Source organism: Schlegelella aquatica (genome assembly GCF_026013905.1).
GTDB classification, from domain to species: Bacteria; Pseudomonadota; Gammaproteobacteria; order Burkholderiales; family Burkholderiaceae_C; genus Caldimonas; species Caldimonas aquatica.
On record NZ_CP110257.1, the window covers coordinates 3,301,107 to 3,327,654 of the forward strand.

21 protein-coding genes are annotated in these 26,548 nt (G+C 69.1%); 12 read left to right on the forward strand and 9 right to left on the reverse strand.

The features are described from left to right. The first annotated feature begins 242 nt into the window (after positions 1–242). The 3 genes from tldD to OMP39_RS15150 all read left to right on the forward strand — a co-directional run bounded on the left by tldD (position 243) and on the right by OMP39_RS15150 (position 3,714). Entirely contained in the window at positions 243–1,709 is a 1,467-nt protein-coding gene (gene tldD, locus OMP39_RS15140; RefSeq protein WP_264892679.1) for a metalloprotease TldD, read from the forward strand. 123 nt (positions 1,710–1,832) lie between these two features. Then, entirely contained in the window at positions 1,833–2,333 is a 501-nt protein-coding gene (locus OMP39_RS15145; RefSeq protein ID WP_264892680.1) for a hypothetical protein, read from the forward strand. Between the two features lie 262 nt (positions 2,334–2,595). Beyond that, the gene (locus tag OMP39_RS15150; RefSeq protein ID WP_264892682.1) at positions 2,596–3,714 is read left to right on the forward strand and encodes a 3-deoxy-7-phosphoheptulonate synthase; all 1,119 of its coding nucleotides are present in this window, start codon (positions 2,596–2,598) and stop codon (positions 3,712–3,714) included. A gap of 907 nt (positions 3,715–4,621) precedes the next feature. Here the strand turns inward: OMP39_RS15150 and OMP39_RS15155 are convergent. Together OMP39_RS15155 and OMP39_RS15160 are read right to left on the reverse strand one after the other, a co-directional pair. Continuing rightward, positions 4,622–5,203: a cob(I)yrinic acid a,c-diamide adenosyltransferase gene (locus OMP39_RS15155; protein WP_264892683.1), complete on the reverse strand. Its 582-nt coding sequence runs from the start codon at positions 5,201–5,203 to the stop codon at positions 4,622–4,624. 396 nt (positions 5,204–5,599) lie between these two features. After that, complete coding sequence (locus OMP39_RS15160; protein WP_264892685.1) at positions 5,600–6,871, reverse strand: O-acetylhomoserine aminocarboxypropyltransferase/cysteine synthase family protein; 1,272 nt, start codon at positions 6,869–6,871, stop codon at positions 5,600–5,602. A gap of 174 nt (positions 6,872–7,045) precedes the next feature. On the opposite strand from OMP39_RS15160, the gene OMP39_RS15165 reads away from it, so the two are divergent. The 7 genes from OMP39_RS15165 (at position 7,046) to OMP39_RS15195 (ending at position 12,254) form a co-directional block, all read left to right on the forward strand. Then, complete coding sequence (locus OMP39_RS15165; protein WP_264892687.1) at positions 7,046–8,482, forward strand: FAD-binding oxidoreductase; 1,437 nt, start codon at positions 7,046–7,048, stop codon at positions 8,480–8,482. 40 nt (positions 8,483–8,522) lie between these two features. Further along, positions 8,523–9,134 carry a LysE family transporter gene (locus OMP39_RS15170; RefSeq protein WP_264892689.1) on the forward strand — a complete coding sequence of 204 codons (612 nt, stop codon included), beginning with the start codon at positions 8,523–8,525 and terminating at the stop codon, positions 9,132–9,134. A 92-nt stretch (positions 9,135–9,226) separates the two neighbouring features. Then, positions 9,227–9,472: a type II toxin-antitoxin system Phd/YefM family antitoxin gene (locus OMP39_RS15175; protein ID WP_264892691.1), complete on the forward strand. Its 246-nt coding sequence runs from the start codon at positions 9,227–9,229 to the stop codon at positions 9,470–9,472. A 28-nt stretch (positions 9,473–9,500) separates the two neighbouring features. Continuing rightward, the gene (locus OMP39_RS15180; RefSeq protein WP_264892693.1) at positions 9,501–9,917 is read left to right on the forward strand and encodes a type II toxin-antitoxin system VapC family toxin; all 417 of its coding nucleotides are present in this window, start codon (positions 9,501–9,503) and stop codon (positions 9,915–9,917) included. 10 nt (positions 9,918–9,927) lie between these two features. After that, complete coding sequence (locus OMP39_RS15185) at positions 9,928–10,698, forward strand: ParA family protein (protein WP_264892695.1); 771 nt, start codon at positions 9,928–9,930, stop codon at positions 10,696–10,698. 13 nt (positions 10,699–10,711) lie between these two features. Further along, positions 10,712–11,260 carry an RBBP9/YdeN family alpha/beta hydrolase gene (locus tag OMP39_RS15190; RefSeq protein ID WP_264892696.1) on the forward strand — a complete coding sequence of 183 codons (549 nt, stop codon included), beginning with the start codon at positions 10,712–10,714 and terminating at the stop codon, positions 11,258–11,260. A gap of 19 nt (positions 11,261–11,279) precedes the next feature. Next, a complete protein-coding gene (locus tag OMP39_RS15195) occupies positions 11,280–12,254 on the forward strand; it encodes a ParB/RepB/Spo0J family partition protein (RefSeq protein WP_264892697.1) in 975 nt (324 codons plus the stop codon). A gap of 105 nt (positions 12,255–12,359) precedes the next feature. Here the strand turns inward: OMP39_RS15195 and OMP39_RS15200 are convergent, their stop codons facing one another. The 7 genes from OMP39_RS15200 to OMP39_RS15230 all read right to left on the reverse strand — a co-directional run bounded on the left by OMP39_RS15200 (position 12,360) and on the right by OMP39_RS15230 (position 22,351). Then, positions 12,360–13,670, reverse strand: coding sequence for an HD-GYP domain-containing protein (locus tag OMP39_RS15200; protein WP_264892698.1), 1,311 nt, complete (start codon positions 13,668–13,670; stop codon positions 12,360–12,362). 106 nt (positions 13,671–13,776) lie between these two features. Continuing rightward, entirely contained in the window at positions 13,777–14,202 is a 426-nt protein-coding gene (locus OMP39_RS15205; RefSeq protein WP_264892699.1) for a hypothetical protein, read from the reverse strand. A 139-nt stretch (positions 14,203–14,341) separates the two neighbouring features. Further along, the gene (locus OMP39_RS15210; RefSeq protein ID WP_264892700.1) at positions 14,342–15,415 is read right to left on the reverse strand and encodes a hypothetical protein; all 1,074 of its coding nucleotides are present in this window, start codon (positions 15,413–15,415) and stop codon (positions 14,342–14,344) included. Between the two features lie 86 nt (positions 15,416–15,501). After that, a complete protein-coding gene (locus tag OMP39_RS15215; protein ID WP_264892702.1) occupies positions 15,502–16,608 on the reverse strand; it encodes a hypothetical protein in 1,107 nt (368 codons plus the stop codon). Further along, the gene (locus tag OMP39_RS15220; RefSeq protein WP_264892705.1) at positions 16,605–17,615 is read right to left on the reverse strand and encodes a PoNe immunity protein domain-containing protein; all 1,011 of its coding nucleotides are present in this window, start codon (positions 17,613–17,615) and stop codon (positions 16,605–16,607) included. The genes OMP39_RS15215 and OMP39_RS15220 overlap by 4 nt, the downstream gene beginning before the upstream one ends. Positions 17,616–17,624: 9 nt before the next feature. Then, complete coding sequence (locus tag OMP39_RS15225) at positions 17,625–19,076, reverse strand: hypothetical protein (RefSeq protein WP_264892707.1); 1,452 nt, start codon at positions 19,074–19,076, stop codon at positions 17,625–17,627. Beyond that, complete coding sequence (locus OMP39_RS15230) at positions 19,073–22,351, reverse strand: type VI secretion system Vgr family protein (protein WP_264892709.1); 3,279 nt, start codon at positions 22,349–22,351, stop codon at positions 19,073–19,075. Before OMP39_RS15230 ends, OMP39_RS15225 begins: the two co-directional genes overlap by 4 nt. Before the next feature lie 854 nt (positions 22,352–23,205). Between OMP39_RS15230 and OMP39_RS15235 the strand changes: the two genes are divergently transcribed. Then, on the forward strand, positions 23,206–25,128 hold the full coding sequence (locus OMP39_RS15235) for a PrkA family serine protein kinase (protein ID WP_264892710.1): 1,923 nt from the start codon (positions 23,206–23,208) through the stop codon (positions 25,126–25,128). 111 nt (positions 25,129–25,239) lie between these two features. Beyond that, positions 25,240–26,529 carry a YeaH/YhbH family protein gene (locus OMP39_RS15240; RefSeq protein WP_264892712.1) on the forward strand — a complete coding sequence of 430 codons (1,290 nt, stop codon included), beginning with the start codon at positions 25,240–25,242 and terminating at the stop codon, positions 26,527–26,529. The last annotated feature ends 19 nt before the right edge of the window (positions 26,530–26,548 follow it).

Consider the following 26,548-nt stretch of genomic DNA (forward strand, 5'->3'; position numbering starts at 1 on the left):
GCGGGTGGCATGCGAAGAAGAGAAAGAGAAGAAGGAGGAGCCAAGAGCGCAGGGGCTCGGGTCAGCGCGCCCCAGCGTGCCGCCCCAGCCCTGTCACGCGGCGCTCCACTCGCCACGGGCCTCCCCCCCTCTCACCCCTCAACGCCGCCAAACACACGACTCCTGCCGCACCCCCGACCCGGTCATCCACACCCTCCTACAATTGCCCGCACAGGGGACTCCTCCCCAGGACGACACGATCCATGATCTCCCGCGAACCCACCCTCGAACGCCTCGCCATCGCCAAGTCGCTGCTCCTCGACCCCTTCGGCCTCGACGAATCCGCGCTCTCCCGCGCCTTGCAGGTCATCGCAGAGCACCGCATCGACGATGCGGACCTGTACTTCCAGTACACCCGCAGCGAGGGCTGGAGCCTGGAGGAAGGCATCGTCAAGTCCGGCAGCTTCGGCATCGACCAGGGCGTCGGCGTGCGCGCCATCTCGGGCGAGAAGACGGCCTTCGCCTACTCCGACGACATCTCCGAAGCCGCGCTCCTCGACGCCGCCCGCACGGTGCGCACGATCGCCGCCAGCGGACAAAGCCGCCGCGTCAAGGTGGGGCGCTCCCAGCCCACCATCGCCCCGAGCCGTGTGCTGTACGCGCCGATGGACCCCATCGCCACGCTCGACAGCACCCAGAAGGTCGCCCTGCTCGAGAAGGTCGAGCGCCTGGCCCGGGCCAAGGACCCGCGCATCGTGCAGGTGATGGCCGGGCTCGTCGGCGAGTACGACGTCGTGCTGGTGGCGCGTGCGGACGGCACGCTGGCCGCGGACGTGCGTCCGCTCGTGCGGCTGTCCGTCACCGTGATCGCCGAACAGCACGGCCGGCGCGAAGTGGGTACCGGCGGCGGCGGCGGACGCTTCGGGCTCGGCTACTTCCAGGACCACGTCCTCGCGGGATACGTGGACGACGCAGTGAAGGCAGCGCTCACTAACCTGGAAAGCCGCCCCGCGCCTGCCGGCGAGATGACCGTCGTGCTCGGCCCCGGGTGGCCCGGGGTGCTCCTGCACGAGGCCGTGGGCCACGGGCTCGAAGGCGACTTCAACCGCAAAGGCTCCAGCGCCTTCTCAGGCCGCATCGGCCAGCGGGTGGCCGCCAAGGGCGTCACCGTCCTCGACGACGGCACCATTCCCGACCGCCGCGGCTCGCTCAACATCGACGACGAGGGCAACCCGACGCAGCGCAACGTGCTGATCGAAGACGGCATTCTGCGCGGCTACATCCAGGACGCGATGAACGCCCGGCTGATGAAGACGCGGCCCACCGGCAACGGCCGGCGCGAGAGCTACGCCCACGTGCCGATGCCACGCATGACCAACACCTACATGCTGGCCGGCGACCGCGCGCCGGAAGAGATCCTCGCCAGCATCAAGAAGGGCCTGTACGCGGTCAACTTCGGCGGCGGGCAGGTGGACATCACCAGCGGGAAGTTCGTCTTCTCGGCCAGCGAAGCGTACTGGGTCGAGAACGGCAAGATCCAGTACCCGGTCAAGGGCGCCACCCTCATCGGCAACGGGCCCGACGCGCTGACGCGCGTGTCGATGATCGGCAACGACCTCCAGCTCGACACCGGCGTGGGCACCTGCGGCAAGGAGGGCCAGAGCGTGCCGGTGGGCGTGGGCCAGCCGACGCTGCGCATCGACGGCCTCACGGTGGGCGGCACCGCCTGAGCCCGCGCCGCGCCGGCCTGGCCCGAGGCGCTTGTCACGCCCGCGGCGCCTTCACCGGGCGGGCGCCTTGCCCTGCCCGGGGGGAGCCGCTACGCTGAGTGCCCTTCCCTGTGGCCGCCCGCCATGGCCCCCGACGAAGACGACGTTCCACCCTCGCGCCGCCAGCCGCCCGATCCTTCGGTGATCGAACGGGCCGAGCGCATCAACTCGGAGCTGATGAAGTTCGTGCGGCAAGCCCGCACGGCCAGCCCGCCCGTGCGCGCGAAGCTGCAACAGGACATGCGCGAGCGCCTCGAGGCCGAGCGCGCCGCGCTGTTGGGCGGCCAGTCGGTGCTGCCGGAGGCGCTGCGCCACTACGCCGTGACGTTCACCGAGGTCCAGTGGCTGCTCGACGCCTGGATCGCGACCACCGCGCGCGAGGCCGACGAGCTGGAGGTGCGGCGGGACTTCATCGACGTGGCCACGCGCATGCTCGGCGAGATCGAGGTGCTGCGTCAGCCCGACCCAGTGCTCGACCCGCCGGAACGCCGCCCGGGCTGGTGGTCGGCCCTCACCCGCGGGCTGGAGTCGGACGCAGGCGCCGAACCCGCCTCCCCGTGGGACGAGCCCGACATTCTCGTTTGATCTGACGCAGGCATCGTCGTCGGCGCACCACGCGCCTCTTGACGCGTTGCAGCAACCACGTGCTACAGTTGCCGCATGGCCCGCGCTTGGTTTTTCGGCTTTTACTTTTGGTTCTCGCACCGCCCCGGCGGAGGAGAGGCCAGCGCGTAACCCAACACGAGCGAACCGAATCCCAACCGACCGCCGGGGCACCCCCCGGCGGTTTTTTTTTCGCCCCTCGGACGCTCACCGTACCCCTCGAACCCTTAGGAGAGCAGCTGCCATGAACGCCAAGTCCAACACCGCCGTGGAGGGTTGGTATGCGCCCGTCGACAAGACCTCGCAAACCGACGATGAAAGGATCCGCGACGTGACGCCGCTGCCGCCGCCGGAGCACCTGATCCGGTTCTTCCCGATCCGCGGCACGACGATCGAGACCTTGGTCGGCGACACGCGGCAACGCATCCGCAGGATCATGCAGCACAAGGACGACCGGCTGCTGGTGATCATCGGCCCCTGCTCCATCCACGACCCGGCCGCGGCCCTCGAGTACGCGCGGCGCCTGGTGCCGCAGCGCGAGAAGTTCGCCGACACGCTGGAGATCGTGATGCGCGTGTACTTCGAGAAGCCGCGCACCACCGTGGGCTGGAAGGGCCTCATCAACGACCCGTACCTGGACGAAAGCTTCCGCATCGACGAAGGCCTGCGCATCGCGCGGCAACTGCTCATCGACATCAACCGGCTGGGCATGCCTGCCGGCAGCGAGTTTCTCGATGTGATCTCCCCGCAGTACATCGGCGACCTGATCAGCTGGGGCGCGATCGGCGCGCGCACCACCGAGAGCCAGGTGCACCGCGAGCTCGCCTCGGGCCTGTCGGCGCCCATCGGCTTCAAGAACGGCACCGACGGCAACATCAAGATCGCGACCGACGCGATCCAGGCCGCCAGCCGCCCGCACCACTTCCTGTCGGTCCACAAGAACGGCCAGGTCGCCATCGTGGAGACCAAGGGCAACAAGGACTGCCATGTGATCCTGCGCGGCGGCAAGGCACCGAACTACGACGCCAGGAGCGTGGAGAGCGCCTGCCAGGAGCTCGAAGCGGCCAAGCTGCCCGGCACGTTGATGGTGGACTGCTCGCACGCCAACTCGAGCAAGCAGCACGAGCGCCAGCTGGTGGTGGCGCGCGACATCGCCGACCAGATCGCCAGCGGCTCGAAGCGGATCTTCGGCGTGATGATCGAAAGCCACCTCCAGGCGGGCCATCAGAAATTCACCCCGGGCAAAGACGACCCGGCCAAGCTCGAATACGGCAAGAGCATCACCGACGCGTGTCTGGGCTGGGACGATTCCTTGCAGGCCCTTCAGGCCCTCGCCGACGCGGTGAAGCGCCGCCGCAAGTGATCTTGCGCCCCCGGAACGAGGCGCCCGCTCCGTCTGACACGGTGCGGGCGCTTACTTTTTTGTAAACGCCGTAAGGGGCGGCAAGCGTGCTGGCACCCCGCGGGGGAACGTAGTCGAATACGGTGCGTCGGGATTGCAACGTCTCCATCGAGCGGAATCTCCGTTTTCCCTCAGCAGAGCCCACGTCGAGTGGGATAGCCCGCCGCAGGCCCTTGGACCTCGGCGGGCATTTTTTTGCTCGCTTGGCGCTGGGGAACGCTCTCGGGGCGGCGGCAAGGTGCTTGCGGCGGGTGGAGCGCTGCGCGGCAGGGGGTGGGCGGCGGGGGCTCATGCTCGAGCGGTCGGGCCCCGCGGGGCCCGACTCCGCTGTGGTGCTCGGGGCTCGGGTCCGCCGCCGAACTCGCTGCGCTCACTGCGTTCGCTGCGCTCGAACATCGGCGGCGAGTATGAGGACGTGGCGCGCTGGCGCGCGCTGACCCGAGCCCCTGCGCTCCTCGCCGCCCGAGAAATCGCCCCCACCACCCACCCCCTGCCGCTCGGGCACCGGCGTGCCCTTCGCTCAGGCGTGGGGAGGGTCGGGGCGCCGCACCCGTCGGTGCTGGTCACCCGTTGTTCTCCTTCTTCTGCTTCTTCGCATGCTACCCGCCGTGTCGCAGGCCGGTGGGCGTGCCTGCGGGCGCAGGCCCTGGTTCGCGGTGTCCTGACGGGTGAGCCACTTGGCTCGTGTTGATGAGGCCACCTCCCGCCCCGCTCGGTGGCCGACCGCGATGGGGCCGAAGCCCGCAGGCTCCCCACCGGCCGCACGCTCCACCCGCCGCAGTACCACCCCTGACCTCTACGAACCCCACCACCACCCCCAAAAGCCGATCAGCCCAAGAAAGACTGCCGGCACTGGGCTCCTTGGGCTTCAACCCCCAGCGTCGTCGCGCTTCAGCCGCTCGCTGTTCCAGTACACGTCGTCGCCACCGAGCCCGTCGAGGTTCGCACGGTTCAGCACCCGGGCGAGCACGAAGAGCAGATCCGACAGCCGGTTCAGGTACTGGCGGGCCGCGTCTCGCACCGCCTCGTGCTGGCCAAGCGCCACCACCGCGCGCTCGGCGCGGCGGGCCACCGTGCGGGCCACGTGCGCCAGGGCCGCGCTGCGCGTGCCAGCCGGCAGGATGAATTCTTTCAGCCGGGGCAGCTGCGCGTTGTAGTGCGCCAGCGCTTCGTCCAGCCGGGCGACGGCCTGCGTCTTGAGCAGCTCGAAGCCGGGCATCGACAGCTCGCCGCCCAGGTTGAACAGCTCGTGCTGGATGGTCACCAGCAGCTCGCGCACGTCCTGCGGCAACGGCTCGGCCAGGAGCACGCCCAGGTGCGAGTTGAGCTCGTCCACGTCGCCCATCGCGTGGACGCGCAAATGGTCCTTCGACACACGGGTGCCATCGCCCAAGCCGGTGGTGCCGTCGTCGCCCGTGCGCGTGGCGATCTGCGAGAGCCGGTTGCCCATGTCGTCTCCTCTTCGTCGCAACCCAGTGTACCGGGCACGCGGCCCTGGGCGGCCCGGCTCCGGGCGGCCGCGCGCCGGGCATCGTATCTTTGCCCCCGGGGCGTGCGCCCCACCCCCCGCGGGGGTGACGGCCCGGCTCCGGGCGGCCGCGCGCCGGGCATCGTATCTTTGCCCCCGGGCATGCGCCCCACCCCACGCGGGGGTGACGGCCCGGCTCCGGGCGGCCGCGCGCCGGGCATCGTATCTTTGCCCCCGGGGCATGCGCCCCACCCCCCGCGGGGGTGACGGCCCGGCTCCGGGCGGCCGCGCGCCGGGCATCGTATCTTTGCCCCCGGGGCGTGCGCCCCACCCCCCGCGGGGGTGACGGCCCGGCTCCGGGCGGCCGCGCGCCGGGCCTTAGGCCACCTGCAGCGCCTGGTCGAGGTCGGCGATCAGGTCCTCGACGTGCTCGATGCCGATCGACAGGCGCACCATGTCCTCCGTCACGCCCGCCTGCTGCAGCTCGTGCGGTGCCAGCTGGCGGTGCGTGGTGGAGGCCGGGTGGCACGCGAGCGAGCGCACGTCGCCGATGTTGACCAGGCGCGTGAAGAGCTTGAGCGCATCCTGGAAACGCGCGCCGGCCTCGCGGCCGCCCTCGACGCCGAAGCTCACGATGCCCGAGGCGCGCCCGCCCATGTAGCGCTGCGCCAGCGCGTGCTCGGGGCTCCCGGGCAGGCCGGCGTAACGCACCCACCGCACCTTCGGATGGCCCTGCAGATGCTGCGCGATGCGCAGCGCGTTGTCGCAGATGCGGTCCATGCGCAGGGCGAGGGTCTCCAGCCCCTGCAGGATCAGGAAGCAGTTGAGCGGCGAGATCGCGGCGCCCATGTTGCGCAGAGGCACCACGCGGGCGCGGCCGATGTAAGCCGCCGGCCCCAGCGCTTCGGTGTAGACCACGCCGTGATACGAGACGTCCGGTTCGTTGAGCGACTTGAAGCGCTCCTTGTGTTGCGCCCACGGGAAGCGGCCGGAATCGACGATGACGCCGCCCAGCGCATTGCCGTGGCCGCCGATGTACTTGGTCAGCGAGTGCACGACGATGTCCGCCCCGTGCTCGAACGGGCGGCACAGGTAGGGGCTGGGCACGGTGTTGTCCACGATGAGCGGCACGCCGTGGCGGTGGGCGATGTCGGCCAGGCGGGCGAAGTCGGTGACGTTGCCGCGCGGGTTGCCGATCGACTCGCAGAACACCGCCTTCGTGCGCGCATCGATGTGGCGCTCGAAGCTCGACGGATCGGCCGGGTCGGCGAAGCGCACTTCGATGCCCTGCTGCGGGAAGGTGTGCGCGAACAGGTTGTAGGTGCCGCCGTACAGCGTCGAAGACGCGACGATGTTGTCGCCCACGCCCGCGATGGTCTGGATCGCCGCCGTGATGGCCGCCATGCCGGAGGCCAGGGCCAGGGCGCCGACGCCGCCCTCCAGGTCGGCCAGGCGCTGCTCGAGCACGGCCTGGGTCGGGTTCATGATGCGGGTGTAGATGTTGCCCTGCACCTTCAGGTCGAACAGGTCGGCACCGTGCTGGGTGTTGTCGAACGCGTACGAGACGGTCTGGTAGATCGGGACCGCGACCGCGCGGGTGGTCGGGTCTGGCGCCTGGCCGGCGTGCACGGTGCGGGTTTCGAAACGCATGGGTCCTCCTGATGGTGGTGCAAAGGACGGCGGCGGGGCGGTGCGAGCGCTCGCGCCGCAGCGAGTGCGAGTGTACGGGCCCCACCGAGGGGGGCTCGTTTGAGTCCGCGGGCGACAGCGCGTATCCTGAGGTGTGGCGCCGCGTTGCGATGAGCGCCCCCGGAGTCCTTGCCGATGAATGCCCCCGACCCCCTGCCCGCCGCGATGAGCGTCATCGCGCCGCAGATCGCCCCCCGCCCCGTGCCGCCCGCCCTCATCGAGGCGCTGCGTGAGCGTTTCGGCGAGCGGTGCTCCACCGCCGCCGCGGTACGCGAGCAGCACGGCCGCGACGAATCGCCCTTCGACGTGCCGCCGCCGGAGGCGGTCGTCTTCGCCGAGAGCAACGAGGACGTGGCCGACGCGGTGCGCCTGGCCGCCCGGCACGAGGTGCCGGTCATCCCCTACGGCGCGGGCTCCTCGCTCGAAGGGCATCTGCTCGCGGTGCAAGGCGGCATCAGCATCGACCTGTCGCGCATGAACCGGGTGCTCGCCGTGCACGCCGAGGACCTGACGGCCACCGTGCAGGCCGGCGTCACGCGCACGCAGCTCAACGCGGCGATCCGCGACACGGGCCTGTTCTTTCCGATCGACCCGGGGGCCGACGCGTCCATCGGCGGCATGACGGCCACGCGCGCCAGCGGCACGAACGCGGTGCGCTACGGCACGATGCGCGAGAACGTGCTGGGGCTCACCGTGGTGACGGCCAGTGGCGAGATCGTGCGCACCGGCACGCGCGCAAGGAAGTCCAGCGCCGGCTACGACCTCACGCGGCTGTTCGTCGGCAGCGAGGGCACGCTGGGCATCATGACCGAGATCACGGTGCGCCTGTACCCGCACCCGGAGGCCATCTCCGCCGCGATCTGCAGCTTCCCGACGCTGGCCGCGGCGGTGCAAACGACCATCCAGATCATCCAACTCGGCGTGCCCATCGCGCGCTGCGAGCTGCTGGACACCAACGCCGTGCGCGCCGTCAACCGGCACGACCGCCTCAGCCTGCGCGAAGGGCCGATGCTGCTGATGGAGTTCCACGGCACGCCCGCGAGCGTGAAGGAGCAGGCCGAGCTGGTGCAGGAGATCGCGCGCGAGCACGGCGGCGAGGACTTCGAATGGGCCACGACGCCCGAGGAGCGCACCCGGCTGTGGACGGCGCGCCACCACGCCTACCTCGCCGCGTTGCAGATGAAGCCCGGCTGCCGGGCCGTGACGACCGACGCCTGCGTGCCGATCTCGCGTCTGGCCGACTGCCTGCTGGCCACCATCGACGAGGCCGACGCCGCCGGCCTGCCTTACTTCGTGGTGGGCCACGTGGGCGATGGCAACTTCCACATGGGCTACCTCATCGACCCGGCACGACCCGAAGAGCGCGAACTCGCCGAGGACCTGAACCGCCGGCTCGTGGCACGCGCGATCGGGCTCGAAGGCACCTGCACCGGCGAGCACGGCATCGGACTGCACAAGATGGGCTTCCTGCGCGAGGAGGCCGGCGACGGCGCGATCGCACTGATGCGCGCGGTCAAGCACGCGCTCGACCCGAAGAACATCATGAACCCGGGCAAGATCTTCCCCTGGTGACCGCTCCTGAGACCGCTTCGCTCGGACGAAAGGCCTTTCCATGTTCGGCATCGGCGACTACGGCGCCTTCTGCGCGGCTGTTCTCGTTTTCCTCGCCCTGCCCGGCCCCGGCACCTTCGCGCTGCTGTCGGCCACCGGCAAGGGCGGCTTGCGGGGCGGCGCGGCCGCCACGCTGGGGCTGATCCTCGGCGACCAGGTGCTGCTGTGGCTGGCGGTGGCGGGCGTGGCCGCGTTGTTGGCCGCCCACCCCGCGCTCTTCCACGGCGTGCAGTACCTGGGCGCCGCCTACCTGGCGTGGATCGGCTGGAAGCTCCTGCGCGCCCGCGACGGGGCCTCGCGCCCGCTGGAGCTGCGGCCCGGCCACTACCTGCGGCAGGCGTTCTTCATCACGCTGCTCAACCCGAAGGCCATCGTCTTCTACATGGCCTTCTTCCCGCTCTTCATCGACCCGGCCCGCCACCAGGGCCTGCTCACCTTCGGCGCGATGGCGCTGACGATCGCGACGCTCACCGCCGCCTACTGCCTGACGCTCGCCGCCTTCGCCGACGCGATCGCGGCGCGCGTGCGCGCGCACAAGCCCCTGGCGAAGTGGCTGGAGCGCGTGGCGGGCGTCTTCCTGGTCGGCTTCGGAGTGAAGCTCGCCACGCAATAACCCCTCCTCGACGCGCCGATCGCCACCGGCTGGCCTTGACGGGCCGTGCCCCCGGGGCGGACAATAAACCAGTTGTTTCAACCAGTTCGGTCATGTCCACCACCGTCGGCGCCTTCGAAGCCAAGACGCATCTTTCCGCCCTGCTCGACCGCGTCGAACAGGGCGAGGAGGTGGTCATCACCAAGCACGGCCGGCCGGTGGCCCGGTTGACGCCGGTCGCGGCCTCCCGCGAGGAGGACGTCGCGGCCGCCGTCGCGCGCCTCAAGGACATCGGACAGCGGCTGAGCCTGGCCGGGCTGGACTGGCGCACGCTGCGCGACGACGGACGCAAGGGATGAGCAGCGCCTGGCCGCCCGAGGGCCGCCGATGAGCGCCCTCGTCCTCGACGCGTCCGCGACGCTCGCCTGGTGCTTCCGCGAGGAGCAGACCGAGCGCGCGCTCGCGCTGCTGGACCGCGTGGCCGACCACGGCGCGGTGGTGCCGGCCCTGTGGCACCTGGAGGTCGCGAACATGCTGCTCAACGCCGAGCGCCGGCAGCGGGCGACGCAATCGGTGATCGCCGAAATCCTCGCCAGCCTGGACCAGCTGCCCATCGACACCGACGGGGCCGCCGCGCGGCTGATGCGCCACGACGTGCTGCCTTTGGCGCGCGCGCAGGGCCTGACGGTTTACGATGCCGCCTACCTCGAACTGGCGATGCGCCGCCACCTGCCGCTGGCCACGCTGGACGCCGACCTGCGCCGGGCCGCCCGGGCGGTGGGCGTGGACCTGATCGAACTGTGACCCCCACCTGATGGCCAAGATCTTCTGCATCGCCAACCAGAAAGGCGGCGTCGGCAAGACGACCACCGCCGTGAACCTCGCTGCCGGGCTGGCCAAGGTGGGGCAGCGCGTGCTGCTCGTCGACCTCGACCCGCAAGGCAACGCCACCATGGGCTCCGGCGTGGACAAGCGCGCCCTGCCCCACACCGTCTACGACGTGCTGATCGACGCGGCCACCATCCCCGAGGCCCGGGCGCGCTCGGCGCTGGGCGGCTACGACGTGCTGGGCGCCAACCGCGAGCTGGCGGGCGCCGAGGTCGAATTGGTGGACCTCGAACGCCGCGAGCGGCGCCTGAAGGAAGCGCTGGCCGCCGTCGCAGGCGACTATGACTTCGTGCTCATCGACTGCCCGCCGAGCCTGTCGATGCTCACGCTCAACGGCCTGGTCAGCGCGCACGGTGTGATCGTGCCGATGCAATGCGAGTACTTCGCCCTCGAAGGCCTGTCGGACCTGGTCAACACCATCAAGCAGGTGCACGCCAACCTGAACCCCGAGCTCAAGATCATCGGCCTGTTGCGCGTGATGTACGACCCGCGCATCACACTGCAAAGCCAGGTGAGCGACCAGCTCAAGCAGCACTTCGGCGACAAGGTGTTCAACACCGTCATTCCGCGCAACGTGCGCCTGGCCGAGGCGCCCAGCTACGGGCAGCCGGGCGTGGTGTTCGACCCGGCCTCCAAGGGCGCCCAGTCGTACGTCGAGTTCGCGCGCGAGATGGTCGCCCGCATCGCCACGATGTGACCGGCGCGCCGCGATGAACGACGCCGTCCGCATCCTCCTGCTGCCCGGCTGGCTCGACTCCGGCCCCGGGCACTGGCAAACGCGCTGGGAGGCCCTGCACGGCGACCGCCGCGTCGTGCAGGACGACTGGGAGTGGCCCAAACGCGGCGACTGGATGGCGCGGCTCGAAGAAGAGATCCTGGCCGACCCCAGGCCGGCCGCGTTCGTCGCGCACAGCCTGGGCTGCCAGCTGGTGGCCGCCTGGGCCGCGCACTCGCGCCACACCGACCGCGTGCGCGGCGCGCTGCTGGTCGCCCCGCCCGACACCGAGCGCCCCGACACCCCGCCCCAGCTGCACGGCTGGCGGCCGATCGTGCGGCAGCGCCTGCCCTTTGCTGCCACCGCCGTCGTCAGCACCGACGACCCCTTCTGCGCGCCCGAGCGTGCGGCCGAGATGGCCGCGGCCTGGGGCGCCACGCTGGTGCAGATCGGCGCGCGCGGCCACATCAACGCCGAGTCGGGCCTGGGCGACTGGCCGCAAGGCCGCCAGCTGCTCGACGCGCTGCTCGCGCCGCAATCCTGATTCCTCTCTGGTGCCGCCCATGGTCACGAAAAAACCCAAAGGCCTCGGCCTCGGACTCGAAGCCCTGCTGGGCCCCAAGGTGAGCGACACGCCCGGCCCCTCGCCCGCGGGCGAGGGCCCGCCCTCCACGCTCAAGGTCTCGCAACTGCAGGCCGGCAAGTACCAGCCGCGCACCCGCATGGACGAGGGCTCGCTCTACGAGCTGGCCGAAAGCATCAAGGCCCAGGGCATCATGCAGCCCATCCTGGTGCGCCCGCTGGGCGCATCAGCACAGGCGCCGGACGACAAGCCGCAGGGCTCTTCCCCGGCGCCGGGCGCATCGCACCGGCCCGGCGGCCTGCCCCGCTACGAGATCATCGCCGGCGAGCGGCGCTTTCGCGCCGCTCAACTCGCCGGGCTGGACGAAGTGCCGGTGTTGGTGCGCGACGTGGCCGACGAGGCCGCCGCGGCCATGGCCCTCATCGAGAACATCCAGCGCGAGGATCTCAACCCGCTGGAAGAAGCGCAGGGCCTGCACCGCCTGGTGCACGAATTCGGCCTGACGCACGAGCAGGCCGCGCAGGCCGTGGGCCGCTCGCGCAGCGCGGCGAGCAACCTGCTGCGCCTCTTGCAACTGGCCGAGCCCGTGCAGCAGATGCTCATGGCCGGCGACCTCGACATGGGCCACGCGCGCGCGCTCTTGTCGCTCGAGCCGGCCCAGCAGATCCTCGCCGCGCACGAGATCGTCGCCAAGAAGCTCAACGTGCGCGAGGCCGAGAAGCTCGTGACCCGCACGCAGCAAGCGCGCCAGGCGCCGCTCTTGCGCGTCAAGCAGGACAAGCCGCGCGACCTCGTGCGCATCGAGGAGGAGCTCTCCGACCACCTCACCGCCGCCGTCGAGATCCGCATCAAGAAGCGCACCAAGCGCGGCGAGCAAGGCGAAATCGCGATCGCCTTCGGCTCGCTCGACGAGCTCAACGGCCTGCTCGACAAGCTGGGGCTCGGCGCGCGCTGAGGGCGCCTCCCGTGCGGTCACGCAGTTCTGAAGCCCCGCTCCGCTGGGTGCCCGGGCGCGCTGAGCCGCCCCTCACGCGAGCCCCGGAAGGCCCCAAGGGCCTCTTCAGCCGCCCACCGAGCGTGCCGGCTCCCCGCCAGCCAGCCACTGCTCGCACACCTCGCTCAAGCGCGCTTGCCAGGCGTCGATCGCGGGCGTCAGGAGCACCCCGCGCGACGGGCGCCACTGGCGCCGCAGGAAGCGCACCACGGCCCGGGCCTGCCAGGCGGCCTCGCGGCCCAGCAGCGTGAGTTCGGCCGCCACCGCGTCGTCGATCGCCTCACGCGACAGCCACGCGAGCTGCTCCGCGCTCACCCCGGCGCCTGCCATGCTGCGCAAGACGCGATCGACTTGCTCGTGCGTGCGGGCCACCGCCGTGCGGGCCTGCTCGTCCGGCAGGCTCGCCCGGGCCGCCACCTCCCGCCATTGCCCGAGCACGTCGGCCAGCTCGCGCAGTCGCGGCAAGGCGTCGCCCCGGCAGGGCACGCGCGCCAGCGCCTCGCGCACGCCCGGCTCCAGCAGGCGCACGATGTCGGACAGCAAGGTCGCGTCGTAGCGATCCCGGTTCATCCGCAGCGCCAGCGAGAGCCTCAACTCGGGCGAATCCGACTCGCACTTGAACATGGCCGTGGCCACCTCGGCCACCGCCAGCACGCGCCCCAGCGGGCTGATCGCGTCCGCGCGCAAAGCCCGGGGATAGCCGGAGCCATCCAGCAGCTCGTGATGCTCCAGGATCGCGCGCACCACGTCCTTCGGATACTCGTGGTGGCGCTCGGCGAGCAAGGCCCCCGTCACCGGATGCGCATACAGCTGGCGGCGCTGCTCGCTGTTGAGCCGGTGCTCCGGCTGCCACAGCACCGGGTCGGCGTAGAGCATGCCCAGGTCGTGCAGCAGCCCCGCCGCCACCGCCACCGCCACGTCGTGCCGCGACGCAACCGGCGTCCACACCAGGTAGCCCGCGGTGATGGCAGCGAGCACCGAATGATCGAAGAGGGCCGGGTAATTTTCGCGTGCGAGCGTCAAGCTGAAGGCCACCGGCGCCGGCAAAGGCGTGCTCTCGAGCGCATGCAGCACCACCTCCCGCGTCTTGGCCGCTGCGAGCATCCGGGCGAAGAAGTCCCAGCGCTGCAACGCCTCCTGCGCGACCTCGCGCAACACCCGCCCCGTCACCGAGGGCTCGCTGGCCAGGCACTCATCCACCGGCTGCGAAAGCCTGTGCTGCGTCAGGCGCTCGTACAGGCGCTCGTCCACCCCCACGCCTTGGTCCAGCAACTTCACCCCCTGCACGTTGTAGACGGCCCGCGTCGTCACCACCGGTCGCTTGCGGTGCAGGCGCGTGACGGCCAGCAGGTAATGCTTCGGGTCCGGGGGGTTCATCAACGGCGCAGACAAGGCGTGGCAGGGGAGGCGATCCCCGCATTATCGGCAGGCCCGGCGCTCGACGGGCATCTCGAACATCGTCGGCTTGGGCGGGCGCTGCAGATCAGTCGCCGATCCGCTCCCACAGCGTGATGCCATAGGCCGAGCCGAGGTCGGGCAGCCGCTCGCCCGGCTGGACCCTCACGTGGCGCCTGTGTTCGTCCACCGATTGCCACACGCCGCCTTGCGGGGCCGGCTCGCCGGCTTTGATGCGAGGCGGTGACACTTCCGCTCGCCAATCGTCGGGCCAGTCGATGGGGCCGGTGTATTCCTCGTCAAGAATCCAGTCGTCGGTGCCCTCGTATGTCCACATGTCGTCCACCGTATAGCGGATGTTTTGTGCCATACGCGCCATCGGTGTCCAGTACTTGGCCTTGCGTATCACCTCGACCCATTGGTGGTGCAGACGCAGCATCTCCTCGTGGTACTCGAACGATGCGAACTTGCGCTTGAGCCACTCCTTGCGCAAACGCTTCTCTTCTTCTGGCATCGCCTTGATGTGCGGGGCACGTCGTAGGGCAGAAGGATCGGCTCGCTCATCAAGCGCTGGCCCGTGCTGGGAAGATGGACATGTGGGGACGAACCAGGAGCTCCGTGTCATCCCGCTGCGCACCAGCGCGGCGAAGTGGTCAGGTGTCCTGCCGCTCGTCCCACTGCCAGATGGTCAGGCCGTAGTCCGTACCGAAGGCCGGCATCACTTCGCCTTGCCTGAAAAAGCGCCGGCTGTCGGCCTTCGCTGGGGTGAACCACCAGCCTTCGCGCGGGCAGGGCTTGTTCGCTTCACAGCGCAGACGAACCGGAGATTGCCAATTCGGCTGTTCGCCGCCACGCACGTCCGGCTTGTGCACGAAGTACCACGTGGTGTCTACGGCCACCGTCTTCAGCGTGCCGGTCACTTCAGTGAGATCGTCCGGTTCGTGCTCAATTCCGAGCTGGCGATCATAGTCTTCCCAGATATCAACCACCTCGCGGCCTGTGATTCTGTAGGCGGGCTGCATCGCACGTCCTTCGATGCAGAACGCCAAGCTGAAGTTGCCCGCACCTTCGTCGGCCCATTGAGCCGGAACCCATACGCCCGTGCGTGGGCAGCGCTCGCCGGGTCTTGCTTGGATGCCACGGTCGATCGGATGGACTGGAAAGGAGGCGGGAGGGTTTGCCAGCCGGTACTTGTCGACGAAGGACTTCTTTCCTACTGGGTCGTCACCGACCGGCCCATTGCTCATATCCAATAGCCTGCGACTCTGCTCAATGAGCGAATCCCGATTCAGCCATTTCAACCCCTTCCACTCGTTGTCCCTCAGCACGTCGGCGCCCGTCCCACAGGCGTAACTCATGCGTTCGAACTCTTTTCTCCATTCGTCACGCGTCTCATAGCCAAAGGCGTTCTCGATCAAGCCTCGATAGTCGGAAGATGCCGACGACAGGAAGTCGAGCATGGGCATGTAGTCGCCCGCCGTTCTGACGAACTCGATGCCACGGCGAATGTTCTCTGCATGGGTCAGGTAGCGTGAAACCCAATAGTCGACCCGCCCCCGGCCATGGGCTTGGTGGCCTCCAATGAGCTTGTTGAAGAAGTGCGCGAACTCCTCGCACAGCTGCGCGCACAGCTCGTAGTAAGGGATCGACGTGGCCTCATACAGGAACCACGCATCCTGGTCCAGGTTGCGGGGCACGTCGTAGGGCAGAAGGATCGGCTCGCTCATTGGGTGCCGTCGGGTACGGAAAGGGGGACCTTCATTCAGAGGTCGGAACAGACTTTGACTGCCCGCCGACGGGCGGGCGCTGCAGATCAGTCGCCGATCCGTTCCCACAGCGTGATGCCATAGGCAGAGCCGAGATCGGGCAGCCGCTCGCCGGCGTGGACCCTCAACTGGCGCTTGTGGTCATCCACCGACTGCCACACGCCGCCCTGGGGGACCGGCTCGCCGGCTTTGATGCGAGGCGGTGAGACTTCGGTTCGCCAATTGTCGGGCCAGTCGATGGGACCGGTGTACGTCTGGTCAAGAATCCAGTCGTCAGTGCCCTCGTATGACCACATGTCATCCACCGTATAGCGGATGTTCTGCGCCATACGCGCCATTGGCGTCCAGTACTTGGTCAGTTCCGTGTGTTCGTCCTCCGTCATCCAGTCCAGCATGTCGCCTTCGCTGAGCAGATAGCGGCTGTAGTCGGGGATGGACCGGAACATGCCTGTGGCGTAGTACTTGTCCCACAGTTCGGGTTTGTAGTCGCCCGGTTTGGGCTTGCGTTCGATGATGGGCCAGTACGTGCGCTCGAAGTTCCTTGCTGCCTGCCCTTTGGTACCGCAGTCCGGGTCTGGCGTCCGGTCGTGAACCGCCCGCTGCAGCGCCTTGCGCAGCGCATTGCGCCACTGCTCGTGCAGGCGGACCAGCTCTTCGTGGTACTCGAACGAGGCGAACTTGCGTTTGAGCCACTCCTTGCGCAGTCGCTTCTCTTCTTCTGGCATCGCCTTGATGTGCGCCGGCAGTTGCAGCGGGTTGTCAGCGGTACTCATGTTGCATTTCCTCAGTGGCTGGCCGGCGGCACGGCTTGGTCTAGCGGCTTCCCGGCGGGCCGAGAGCGGATGTCGCTGCTCTCGAGCACGAGGGCACTCGCGCGCGTACGGAACGAGCTTTTCGACCGGCGTCTCGAACATCGTCGGCTTGATGTTCGACCACAAGTCGTTGTCCGCCGGCGGCGGCGTCCGCCGCCCACCCGCGTAAATGAACCGTACGTTGCGCTTCAACGCGATGACGCTTCGCCGCTTGCCCCATGACGCCCAGTGGAACTCGTTGTCCGCGGCTTTGACACCGAAGGCAAACACCCGCGGCGGGGTGGTACCGAGGTCCAGGAGCGCCGCTTCATCCCGCTGAGCACAGGCGCGGCGAAGTGTCACGTGTCCTGCCGCTCGTCCCACTGCCAGATGGTCAGCCCGTAGTCGGTGCCGAAGGCCGGCATCACTTCGCCTTGCTTGAAGAAGCGCCGGCTGTCGGCCTTGGCGGGGGTGAACCACCAGCCTTCGCGTGGGCAGGGCTGGCCGGCTTCGCAGCGCAGGCGCGTTGGCCCGCCGGGTGACTGCTCCGAAAGCTCGGCATGCTCGCGCGCCCAGGCGACGAGATCCTTCGGGTAGTAGATGTACTTGTGCAGGCTGGAGTCGTCCTCGATACCGAGCAGCAGCACGGCGGCGCCTGCTTCGAAGCTCCAGTAGCCGTAGTAGCCACCCTGGTTGCCGTTCTCGTCCGGTTTGTGGCTGTCATGCCAGCCGGTGCCGGCCAAGTCCTTGTACCAGCGCTTCAGGAACAGGTCGAGTTCCTTGAGTTGCTTGGCTGGTGTGTCCTCGGTCAGGGCATAGAAGAGGTTTTCGTACGGCCGGACCTGGCATGCGTGCTCGGTGGTAAACCGCTTCTCTGCTCCGAACACGTGGATCATGAACTCTTCATAGATGACATCGGCTCCGCCGTTTGACGTGCCGCCTTCCCCGTCCTGCAAGGCGGCGATCCGCGGGAGCAAGTCACGGCGGTGGAGAAGGAAGCACAGTCCGATCAGTTGCATCAGCTCGCAGTACTCGTCGAGGAAGGTGAACGTGAACACGACCTCGTTGCGATCGTCCGTCTCGCGCCATATCAGTTCACCGTAGCGCTCGTAGGCTGCAACCACACCCTCCAGCTCGAGACGCAACTGCTCGATGGCCTCGCCCGCCGTGTAGCGAAGCAGCAACCTGCAGAACCGCTCATAGGCCGCGCCACGCGCGAGGGACATGTGCCAGCCAGGCTCCCTCTCGGGAGACCGAAGGTTTTCTTCCAGACCCTCCGGACCGTACAGAACTTCCTCGAATCCTTTGAGCTGATCGAGGTAGTACTGCTGGGTCAGGAACTGCTGGCGGCGGATCTCATGGAACTCCATATCTCTCCTTCAACGTGAACGCCGGTTCGCGGCGGGAACGCCTGCCCGGTCGTTCACGACTTGCGCAATCTGGTTGTCCGTCCACTCTCTTGTGGCTTGATGCGTGGCGTGAAAGCCTGCCTGTACGTCGCGTTGCGAAGCATGAAGAATCAAGGCCTCCGCATGAGCTCCCGCCTGAGGAATGGAGAAGAACAACACGTGCCGGCTGTACGCCGCTGCCTTCAGTCGGCGGAACACTTGAAGGTCCGGAGGGCTTGAAGCGAGCGCAGATGGCAGACGCCTTTCTATCCAGGAGTGACTCATCTGCGTGATCTTGCCGTTAGTCTGGCGGAAGGCGGTAGCCCCGGCTGCACTCTGTCCGCCCGTACCTGTTCGCCGGCGCAGGCCGCCGGCGTTCGGCGCTCCCCGTTCGTTCTTGTCCCCCGCCTCCCCCAACAACGCGGCCAGACTCTTCGTCGGGTCATAACTGGCCTTGGCCTCGATGATCGCGTACGGCTTCGGGCCGTTGTTGGTCCTCCACACCGCGTCGATGCCGCGCCCCCTCGGTGCACAAGGCCACAGCTGCACCAAGTGCCCGCCGTCATTGAGCTTCGCGTTGTTCTTGGCCCCGCGGTCGTGCTGCACCTTGCTGCCCCAGCCCTTGATCTCCTGACAGTGGTAGTCGGCCATGTGCTCGCCCATCACGCCCAGCACCTTCTGCGTCAGGCTCTTGAACCGCGCGGTGCGCTGGGTCGCGGCGTTGGGGCTGTTCGGCTGGGCGTGGTTGTGGTGGTCGGTGCCGGGGTTGCTGCCAGCGCGCGCATGCGTGTTGGGCTTGGTGACCGGCGTGCCTGCACCCGGCCGCGTTGGAAGCGGGGTGTCGGCGCTGGTCTTGCGACCCCGGGCCAGCCATTCGTCGACCTGCTTCTTGAAGGCATCGAACTGCCGGCCCAGGTTTTGGCGGATCCGCTCGATGCTCTGCCGCACCTCGGGGCTGAGGCGCCGCGTGAGGTTGGCATTCGTCAGGATGCCGTCCAGCGTCTGGCGCAACTTGGAAAGATCCAGCACCTCGCGCAGCACCTTCTCGGGGTCGCCCTTGTACAGGCGGCGGATCATGTCGAGCAGTTCGTCGACACGCACTGTGCCACTGTTCACCGCGCGCAGCGAGCGCTTGGCAGCATCGCCGCCACCGGGGATCAATCCGATCAGGGCCGTGATCAGGTTGAACCAGGCCAGCGGGCTGGCGGGCGCGGCGCTCACCTCAACCAGCCCCTTGATGATGTCGCGCGCGTCGACGAGCTGGCCGAGCACCGGCACGCAACCGATGACGGTTTCCGCCAGGATGGCCCACGGCGCGTTGTTGTCGCCCTTGAGGAAGCTGACGGCTTCGTCCTTCAGCTCATCGAGCCAGCCGTGACGGCTGCTGCCTGCACCGGCCTGAGCGCCCTCGCGAGCAGCACGGGTGGCCACGGCGGTGCTCATGCCCGACCTCCACGCACTGTCTCGCTCAGGGCCTGCTGGCGCGTTTCGTCCAGGTAGTGCCAGAGGTCCTCGCCGTCCGGCTCACCCGTTGCGGCGTTCAACTCGGCGTGGAGTTCGCGCTGTTCGGCGGTGGCCTGCTGCGACCAGAACCGTGCCGTCTCGCTCAGGTAACGTTCGATGTTCGCGATGGCCTCCTCGTTCGTGCTGCTGCCGGCCTTGAAGGTGTTGGCGGGCAGTTCGACGCAGGCCCTGGGCGCCGCGGGGTCTTCGCCGTAGTACACGCGGGCGGGACAGTTCGGCACGCCTTCAAGCCGTGCGTAGCCGTTGTCGTCGAGCACACCTTGGCGCACGGTACCGTCTTCGAACACCACGTGGTAAGGCGCGCGGGCCACCGGTTGCAGCCACTCATCGTGGTAGTTCAGCTCCAGCACGGCCGGCTTCTGCGATGCAGTGCCCACCGGCAACGCCTCCAACACCGCCGCCTCCCGCCCCGCCCCCTCCCACTGATGCGTGGCCGCCTGCACCACAAAGCTGCCCGGGGTGGTGAAGCGGATGTCGCTGCCGTCGAGCACGACGGCGCTGTCGCCGCCCACCAGCTCGATGCGCTGCTTGGCCTGCACGACGATCTCGTCGGCCACGCTCAGGATCTGCACCTGCTGGTCGGCCAGGATCTGCAGCCGGTCGGTGTGCGCGCGCAGGCTCACCGGCCCTCGCGCGGCCTTGAGCTGGAGGCCGCCGGCGTGGGTGTACCAGCTGGCCGTGCCGCCGGCGGTCACGCTGGCCGTGGCGCCGGCGCTGGCGTGCCAGTCGCCCTGCGCCACTGCGGCGTGGTCGCCCGAGGCATGCTGCACGAGGGCGGCCTCGCTCGCCTGGGCCAGGGTGGACGGCGTGTCCAACGTCACGGTGGGGCCTGCGGGCCGTTCGACCGGTTCGGTGGGCTGGCGCGCCGCGTCCTGCTTGACGGCGGGCTGTCCGCTCACCGGGCCGCCGTAACGACCCTCCTCGGCAGGGTCGAGCAGGCGCAACAGCTGTACCGCCGAGCCGGGCCCGCCGGCCGCCTGCCCCGCCGGCTCGGCCTCGTGCGGCTCCAGCCCGTGGGCGCGCGCCGCGCGTGCAGCGGCGTGCAGGCGTTCGGCCAACTCCTGCGCCGCGCGCAGTTGCGCCACCGCCTCGGCCGCATCCATCTGGGTGGACTCGGCACTGCCGTAGCGCCCGGGGCGGGCACTGGTGGTCACGAGCAGCCCCTCGCCGGCGCGCAGCGTCGCCCAGCCTTGGGTGCCGGCCTCGAAGCCGGCGCCACGCACGCCGCCGCGCCAAGCGCTCCCGCACGCTTGCTCGATGAGATGACCGAGCGCCAGCTCGGCCAGGGTGTGGCTGGCCTGCCAGCGCATGCGCAGCTGGCCGGTGGCGTCGTCGAGCACCCATTCCTGGTGACCGGCGCCGCCCAGGCTGCGCTGGTACCAGCCGCTCAGCACCCCCGGGTGGTTGGCCGCGCGAAGGGGGGCGCGGTCGCCCGCGGCGCGAGCCCCGGCGCGCCCGTCGAAGCCCCCGCTCGGCTCGCACGCGCCCGCCGGGGGCACTTCGCGCCCGGCCCTCTCGCCACCGGCCAGCGGCGGGCGGTCCTGCCCGTTGTACAGCTGCCCGACGATCACCGGGCGGTCGATGTCGCCGGCGATGAAGTCGACCAGCACCTCGCTGCCCACGCGGGCGGTGAAGACGCTGCCCCAGTTGGCGCCGGCCGCGCGCTCGGCCACGCGCACCCACGCGCCGCTGCGTGCGTCGCCGGGGGCGTTGCCCCCTTCGTGCGGGCTGGACTCGTCGTGCGGCAGCCCACCCGGCCAGGGCGCCTCGCCCCGCTGCCAGGCGAACTGGATCTTCAGCCGCTGGTCGCGCTCGGTGGTGGCCGGCTCGCCGGGGTGGCCCACCACCAGCGCGGTCTGCAAGCCCCACGCGGTGGGGCGCGGGCGCGGGGGCGGCACATGGGCGAGTTCGGCCGGCTGGGCCTGCAGCTCGCAGCGGTACGCGCCGTGCTCCAGCTCGGGCTCGCCGGCGATCTCGGCAGCGCGGGCGCCCAGGTTGTTGTGCACCCGGTGCTCCACGGCGAGCACCAGGTACTCGCCGCCCAGGCTGGGGTGCTCCACCAGCGCGAACCGCGCGCCGGGACGCGCCATGCGCCAAGTGCCTTGCGCGTGCACGCGCCTGCCGTCCTGCGCGTAAGCGTCGGCGCGCACCTGGGCGCGCGCAGCGGCCACGCCCTCGGCGTCGTCCGGCCGCGTCGCGCGCCCGTCCTGGGCCGCGCCTCCGCCGGGCCAACGCTCGCCCACCCCGTCGTAATGCTCCAGGCGGGGCAGGGCCGCCCCGGCCAGGGGCACCTCCTGTTCGGCCGCGACGCCTTGCAGGCGCTCGGGATGCCAGCGCGCGAGCGTGAGGGCCGTGGGATGGGCCCGCTGGGTGCAACGCACGCGGCTCAGGGTGTCCACTTCCCATGCCCGCGCGCGGGCGTGGCGGCCGGCCAGGTCGCGCGGCTGACTGAACCGCACGGGCCCCAGGAACGGCCGGGGGCTGGCGCGGTCGGTGAGCACCAGGCAATGACGCGCCTGGTGCGCCGCGAGCCCGTCGCGCTGCGCCTGGGCGTCGGCGTCGCTCTGGTGCTCGAAGTGGTACCCGATGCCCTCCTCGGCCAGCAGGCGCTGCACGAAGTCGAGGTCCGTCTCGCGGTACTGGGTGCAGATCTCGCGCCGCGGCAGCGCCCGGGTCACCTCCACGCGCCAGTGCGCCTGAGGATGATCGCGAAACACGTCTTCGACGATCTCCAGCGCGGTGCGGTCCTGGTAGAGATAGGTGTCGCGCCGCAGCGCGAGGAAGTCCAGCCACGACCCCAGGCGCAGGCGCCAGCGATGCCAGCCGCCGTCGCTGCCCAGGTGGGCGGCCGCCGCGACGTAGCCGTGCCAGGTGCGCCGGCGGTCGTCGGCTTGCCGCAGCGCGAGGCTGAGCTGCTGGCCGATCAGCCGCGTGAGCGGCAGCTCGCCGGGGCTGCATGCCGTCAGCTCGATCGAGAACGGGGTGTCGCACGCTTCTCGGATCGTGGCCTGCTCGGCCACCAGGCGCTCGGGGCCGAGCACGGTGCAAACCTGCAACAGCCGGTCGTGCTGGCTCAGCCAGGCGGCGCCGGACAGCGCGCTGCGAGCGGCCTCCTCCAACCCGACCGGCCCGGCAGGCACGGCACGGCCCCACCCGGCCGCTGCGTGCGGCCGGTCCGCCACGATGCGGGTCATGGCTTCCCTCCCTGGAATGCATGTAGTGGTTCTCGGCCCGGCCCCCAGGCGGGGGCGCAGACCCGCGCCGCGAGCGCGGTGGCCCGATCGGCGCGCGCCGCATTGTGCCGAGCGCCGCGCAGGCTGGCACTCACCGAAAGGAGGGGATCGCGGGCGGAGTTGTTACCGGTCGTGACGCCCGCGCCGGTGGACCCCACCCAGGCGCCGGGCCCCATGCACCAGGAAGGCGCCGGCGAGCGATGCAATGCAGGATGGCAGCCGCTGCACGCGGCTGCCAACAGCGCCCCGCTCGGCGCGGCAGGTTCGATCCCGCGCGAGCGGGTCAACTTCCGGTCAGAGGCGATGATGGACGAGCTGTCCCGATCGAGAAGCGGTGTGGGCGGCCACGACCACGGGCTTCTTCATCGATGCGCACCGACGATCGCTCCCGAGGACAGCCGCCTCGCGCGTGGCTTGTTCGCTCGCGCCCGCTCGTGCCTGGCGCACGCGCGAGGCGCCGGGTTCGCGCCGCCCTCCTTGACCGGCCCCGCACAGGCGTGCGAGCGACGCCTCACGAGCGAGTGTGCGCGTCGCGCAACTTCTCCACGCTCGATATTGCGTTGACCGCATATACCCGATGGAACTTTACGGGCGAGTGTGTTCTCCTTTCTTTCAGGAACCGTGCTTTCGTGAGTGAACACGGCCGCTGCGTCAGGGCACGCTCCTTGCACGACCACGGGAACAAAAAAACAGGAGTAGGTTTGTGCTTCTGTTTGCACGATGAGGGCTCGGCATTTCATCGATGCTGAAACCAAGGCCGCCGATCGGTGTCATCATGGATGCACACGGCGCCGCACAAGGACCTGGAGGTCTGAATGGACGTGATCAGCAACTTCGCCGCTCGCTACGAGCGCACTCGTGAAGAGGAGTACTCCCTCGAGGAGTACCTCGAGATCTGCCGGCGCGATCCGCTGGCCTACGCCACCGCCGCGGAGCGCATGCTCAAGGCGATCGGCGAGCCTGAGCTGATCGACACGCGCAACGACCCGCGCCTGTCGCGCATCTTCGCGAACAAAGTCATCAAGATCTATCCCGCCTTCCGGGAGTTCTACGGCATGGAAGACGCCATCGAGCAGGTGGTGTCCTACTTCCGCCATGCCGCGCAGGGCCTGGAGGAGAAGAAGCAGATCCTCTACCTGCTGGGGCCGGTGGGCGGCGGCAAGAGCTCCATCGCCGAGCGGCTCAAGCAGTTGATGGAGCACGTGCCCTTCTATGCCATCAAAGGCTCGCCGGTCAACGAATCGCCGCTCGGCCTGTTCGATCCGGAAGAAGACGGCTCGATCCTCGAGAAGGAGTACGGCATCCCTCGCCGCTACCTCAACCGCATCCTGAGCCCCTGGGCGGTCAAGCGGCTGGAGGAGTTCGGCGGCGACATCCGCAAGTTCAAGGTCGTCAAGCGCTACCCGTCGATCCTGAAGCAGATCGCCATCGCCAAGACCGAGCCGGGCGACGAGAACAACCAGGACATCTCCAGCCTGGTCGGCAAGGTTGACATCCGCAAGCTCGAAACCTACGCGCAAGACGACCCGGACGCCTACAGCTACTCCGGCGGCCTGTGCCTGGCCAACCAGGGCCTGCTGGAATTCGTCGAGATGTTCAAGGCGCCGATCAAGGTCCTGCACCCGCTGCTCACCGCCACGCAGGAAGGCAACTTCAAGGGCACGGAAGGCTTTGGCGCCATTCCCTTCGACGGAATCGTCCTCGCGCACTCCAACGAGAGCGAGTGGAAGGCGTTCCGCAACAACAAGAACAACGAGGCCTTCCTCGACCGTATCTACATCGTCAAGGTGCCGTACTGCCTGCGCGTGAGCGAGGAGATCAAGATCTACGAGAAGCTGATCCGCAACTCGTCGCTCGCCAACGCGCCGTGCGCGCCGGGCACGCTGAAGATGATGGCGCAGTTCTCGGTGTTGACGCGCCTCAAGGAGCCCGAGAACTCGAGCATCTTCAGCAAGATGCAGATCTACGACGGCGAGAACCTGAAGGACACGGACCCGAAGGCCAAGTCCATCCAGGAGTACCGGGACTACGCGGGTGTGGACGAGGGCATGAGCGGCATCTCGACGCGCTTCGCGTTCAAGATCCTGTCGAAGGTGTTCAACTTCGACCCCGCCGAGGTGGCGGCCAACCCGGTGCACCTCATGTACGTGCTCGAGCAGCAGATCGAGCGCGAGCAGTTCCCGGCCGAGGTGGAGCAGAAGTACCTCTCGTACGTGAAGGAGCTGCTGGCGCCGCGCTACGCCGAGTTCATCGGCAAGGAGATCCAGACCGCCTACCTGGAGAGCTACTCCGAGTACGGTCAGAACATCTTCGACCGCTACGTCACGTACGCCGACTACTGGATCCAGGACCAGGAATACCGCGATCCGGACACCGGCGAGATCTTCGACCGTGCGGCGCTCAACGCCGAGCTGGAGAAGATCGAGAAGCCGGCCGGCATCAGCAACCCGAAGGACTTCCGCAACGAGATCGTCAACTTCGTGCTGCGCGCGCGCGCCAACAACGGCGGCAAGAACCCGCTGTGGACGAGCTACGAGAAGCTGCGCACCGTGATCGAGAAGAAGATGTTCTCGAACACCGAGGAGCTGCTGCCGGTCATCAGCTTCAACGCGAAGTCCAGCGCCGACGAGCAGAAGAAGCACGAGGACTTCGTCAACCGCATGGTGCAAAAGGGCTACACGCCCAAGCAGGTCCGCCTGCTGTGCGAGTGGTACCTGCGTGTGCGCAAGAGTTCGTGATGAGCCGCCGCCCGTCGAGTACCCCGGCCGCCCCGCCCCCGGGAGGGGCGCCGGCCGGCCCGTGCCGGCTGCGCGCTCGGCCCGCGGCTCACTGAAGAAAGGCTGACCCAGATGCCCATGCTCCAGCAGATCATCGATCGCCGGCTGTCGGGCAAGAACAAATCCATCGGCAACCGCGAGCGCTTCCTTCGCCGCTATCGCGATCAGATCCGCGAGGCGGTGCGTCGCGCGGTGAGCGGGCGGGGCATCCGCAACCTCGAGCAGGGCGAAGACATCACCTTGCCCCGGCGCGACGTCTCGGAGCCCGTGTTCGGGCACGGGCCCGGGGGCAAGCGCGAGTACGTGCACCCCGGCAACCAGGAGTACGTCAAGGGCGACCGCATCCAGCGGCCGCAAGGCGGCGGGGGCGGCGGCGCAGGCTCCGGCGCGAGCGACAGCGGCGAGGGCGAGGATGACTTCGTCTTCCACCTGACCAAGGAAGAGTTCATGCAGGTCTTCTTCGAGGACCTGGCCCTGCCGCATTTGATCCGCACGCAGCTGGCCGAAGTGCCGGAATGGAAATCGCACCGCGCGGGCTTCACCAGCGACGGCACGCCGAACAACCTGCACGTGGTGCGCTCGATGCGCGGCGCGCTGGCCCGGCGCATCGCGCTGGGGGGCGATGCGCGCCGGGAGCTGCGCCACCTCGATCAGCACCTGGAGCGGCTGAAGGCGCACCCGCACCCCACCGACGTGATGGTGCAGCACGAACTGCGCGAGACGGAAAACCGCATCGCCGAGCTGCGCGAGCGCCTCAAGCGCATCCCCTTCCTCGACCCGTTCGACCTGCGCTACCGCAACCGGGTGCGCACGCCGGTGCCCACGGCCAAGGCGGTGATGTTCTGCCTGATGGACGTCTCCGGCTCGATGGACGAAGCGCGCAAGGACATGTCCAAGCGCTTCTTCATGCTGTTGTACCTGTTCCTGACCCGGCACTACGAGAAGATCGACCTCGTCTTCATCCGCCACCACACCCAGGCGGCCGAAGTCAGCGAGGACGAGTTCTTCCACGCCACGGAGACCGGCGGCACCGTGGTCTCGAGCGCGCTGCAGCTGATGCTGGACATCGTCAAGGCGCGCTACCCGAGCAGCGAGTGGAACATCTACGGCGCACAGGCCAGCGACGGCGACAACTGGCACCACGACAGCGGCCGCTGCCGGCAGCTGCTGGCCGAGCAGATCCTGCCGCTGTGCCGCTACTACGCCTACGTGCAGGTGGCCGAGGCCGAGCAGAACCTCTGGGAGGAATACACCCAGCTGCTCGAGACGCATAAGAACTTCGCGATGCGCAAGGTCTCCGACGCCGCCGACATCTATCCGGTCTTCCGCGACCTGTTCAAGAAGGAAGGGGCGCCGGCATGAGCGCCGCGGCCCGGCCGAG

Bases quoted from the DNA above. Each gene is read 5' to 3' on its own strand.
- tldD (WP_264892679.1), top strand. From the start codon at position 243: ATGATCTCCCGCGAACCCACCCTCGAACGCCTCGCCATCGCCAAGTCG.
- OMP39_RS15145 (WP_264892680.1), top strand. From the start codon at position 1,833: ATGGCCCCCGACGAAGACGACGTTCCACCCTCGCGCCGCCAGCCGCCC.
- OMP39_RS15150 (WP_264892682.1), top strand. From the start codon at position 2,596: ATGAACGCCAAGTCCAACACCGCCGTGGAGGGTTGGTATGCGCCCGTC.
- OMP39_RS15155 (WP_264892683.1), bottom strand. From the start codon at position 5,203: ATGGGCAACCGGCTCTCGCAGATCGCCACGCGCACGGGCGACGACGGC.
- OMP39_RS15160 (WP_264892685.1), bottom strand. From the start codon at position 6,871: ATGCGTTTCGAAACCCGCACCGTGCACGCCGGCCAGGCGCCAGACCCG.
- OMP39_RS15165 (WP_264892687.1), top strand. From the start codon at position 7,046: ATGAATGCCCCCGACCCCCTGCCCGCCGCGATGAGCGTCATCGCGCCG.
- OMP39_RS15170 (WP_264892689.1), top strand. From the start codon at position 8,523: ATGTTCGGCATCGGCGACTACGGCGCCTTCTGCGCGGCTGTTCTCGTT.
- OMP39_RS15175 (WP_264892691.1), top strand. From the start codon at position 9,227: ATGTCCACCACCGTCGGCGCCTTCGAAGCCAAGACGCATCTTTCCGCC.
- OMP39_RS15180 (WP_264892693.1), top strand. From the start codon at position 9,501: ATGAGCGCCCTCGTCCTCGACGCGTCCGCGACGCTCGCCTGGTGCTTC.
- OMP39_RS15185 (WP_264892695.1), top strand. From the start codon at position 9,928: ATGGCCAAGATCTTCTGCATCGCCAACCAGAAAGGCGGCGTCGGCAAG.
- OMP39_RS15190 (WP_264892696.1), top strand. From the start codon at position 10,712: ATGAACGACGCCGTCCGCATCCTCCTGCTGCCCGGCTGGCTCGACTCC.
- OMP39_RS15195 (WP_264892697.1), top strand. From the start codon at position 11,280: ATGGTCACGAAAAAACCCAAAGGCCTCGGCCTCGGACTCGAAGCCCTG.
- OMP39_RS15200 (WP_264892698.1), bottom strand. From the start codon at position 13,670: ATGAACCCCCCGGACCCGAAGCATTACCTGCTGGCCGTCACGCGCCTG.
- OMP39_RS15205 (WP_264892699.1), bottom strand. From the start codon at position 14,202: ATGCCAGAAGAAGAGAAGCGTTTGCGCAAGGAGTGGCTCAAGCGCAAG.
- OMP39_RS15210 (WP_264892700.1), bottom strand. From the start codon at position 15,415: ATGAGCGAGCCGATCCTTCTGCCCTACGACGTGCCCCGCAACCTGGAC.
- OMP39_RS15220 (WP_264892705.1), bottom strand. From the start codon at position 17,615: ATGGAGTTCCATGAGATCCGCCGCCAGCAGTTCCTGACCCAGCAGTAC.
- OMP39_RS15225 (WP_264892707.1), bottom strand. From the start codon at position 19,076: ATGAGCACCGCCGTGGCCACCCGTGCTGCTCGCGAGGGCGCTCAGGCC.
- OMP39_RS15230 (WP_264892709.1), bottom strand. From the start codon at position 22,351: ATGACCCGCATCGTGGCGGACCGGCCGCACGCAGCGGCCGGGTGGGGC.
- OMP39_RS15235 (WP_264892710.1), top strand. From the start codon at position 23,206: ATGGACGTGATCAGCAACTTCGCCGCTCGCTACGAGCGCACTCGTGAA.
- OMP39_RS15240 (WP_264892712.1), top strand. From the start codon at position 25,240: ATGCCCATGCTCCAGCAGATCATCGATCGCCGGCTGTCGGGCAAGAAC.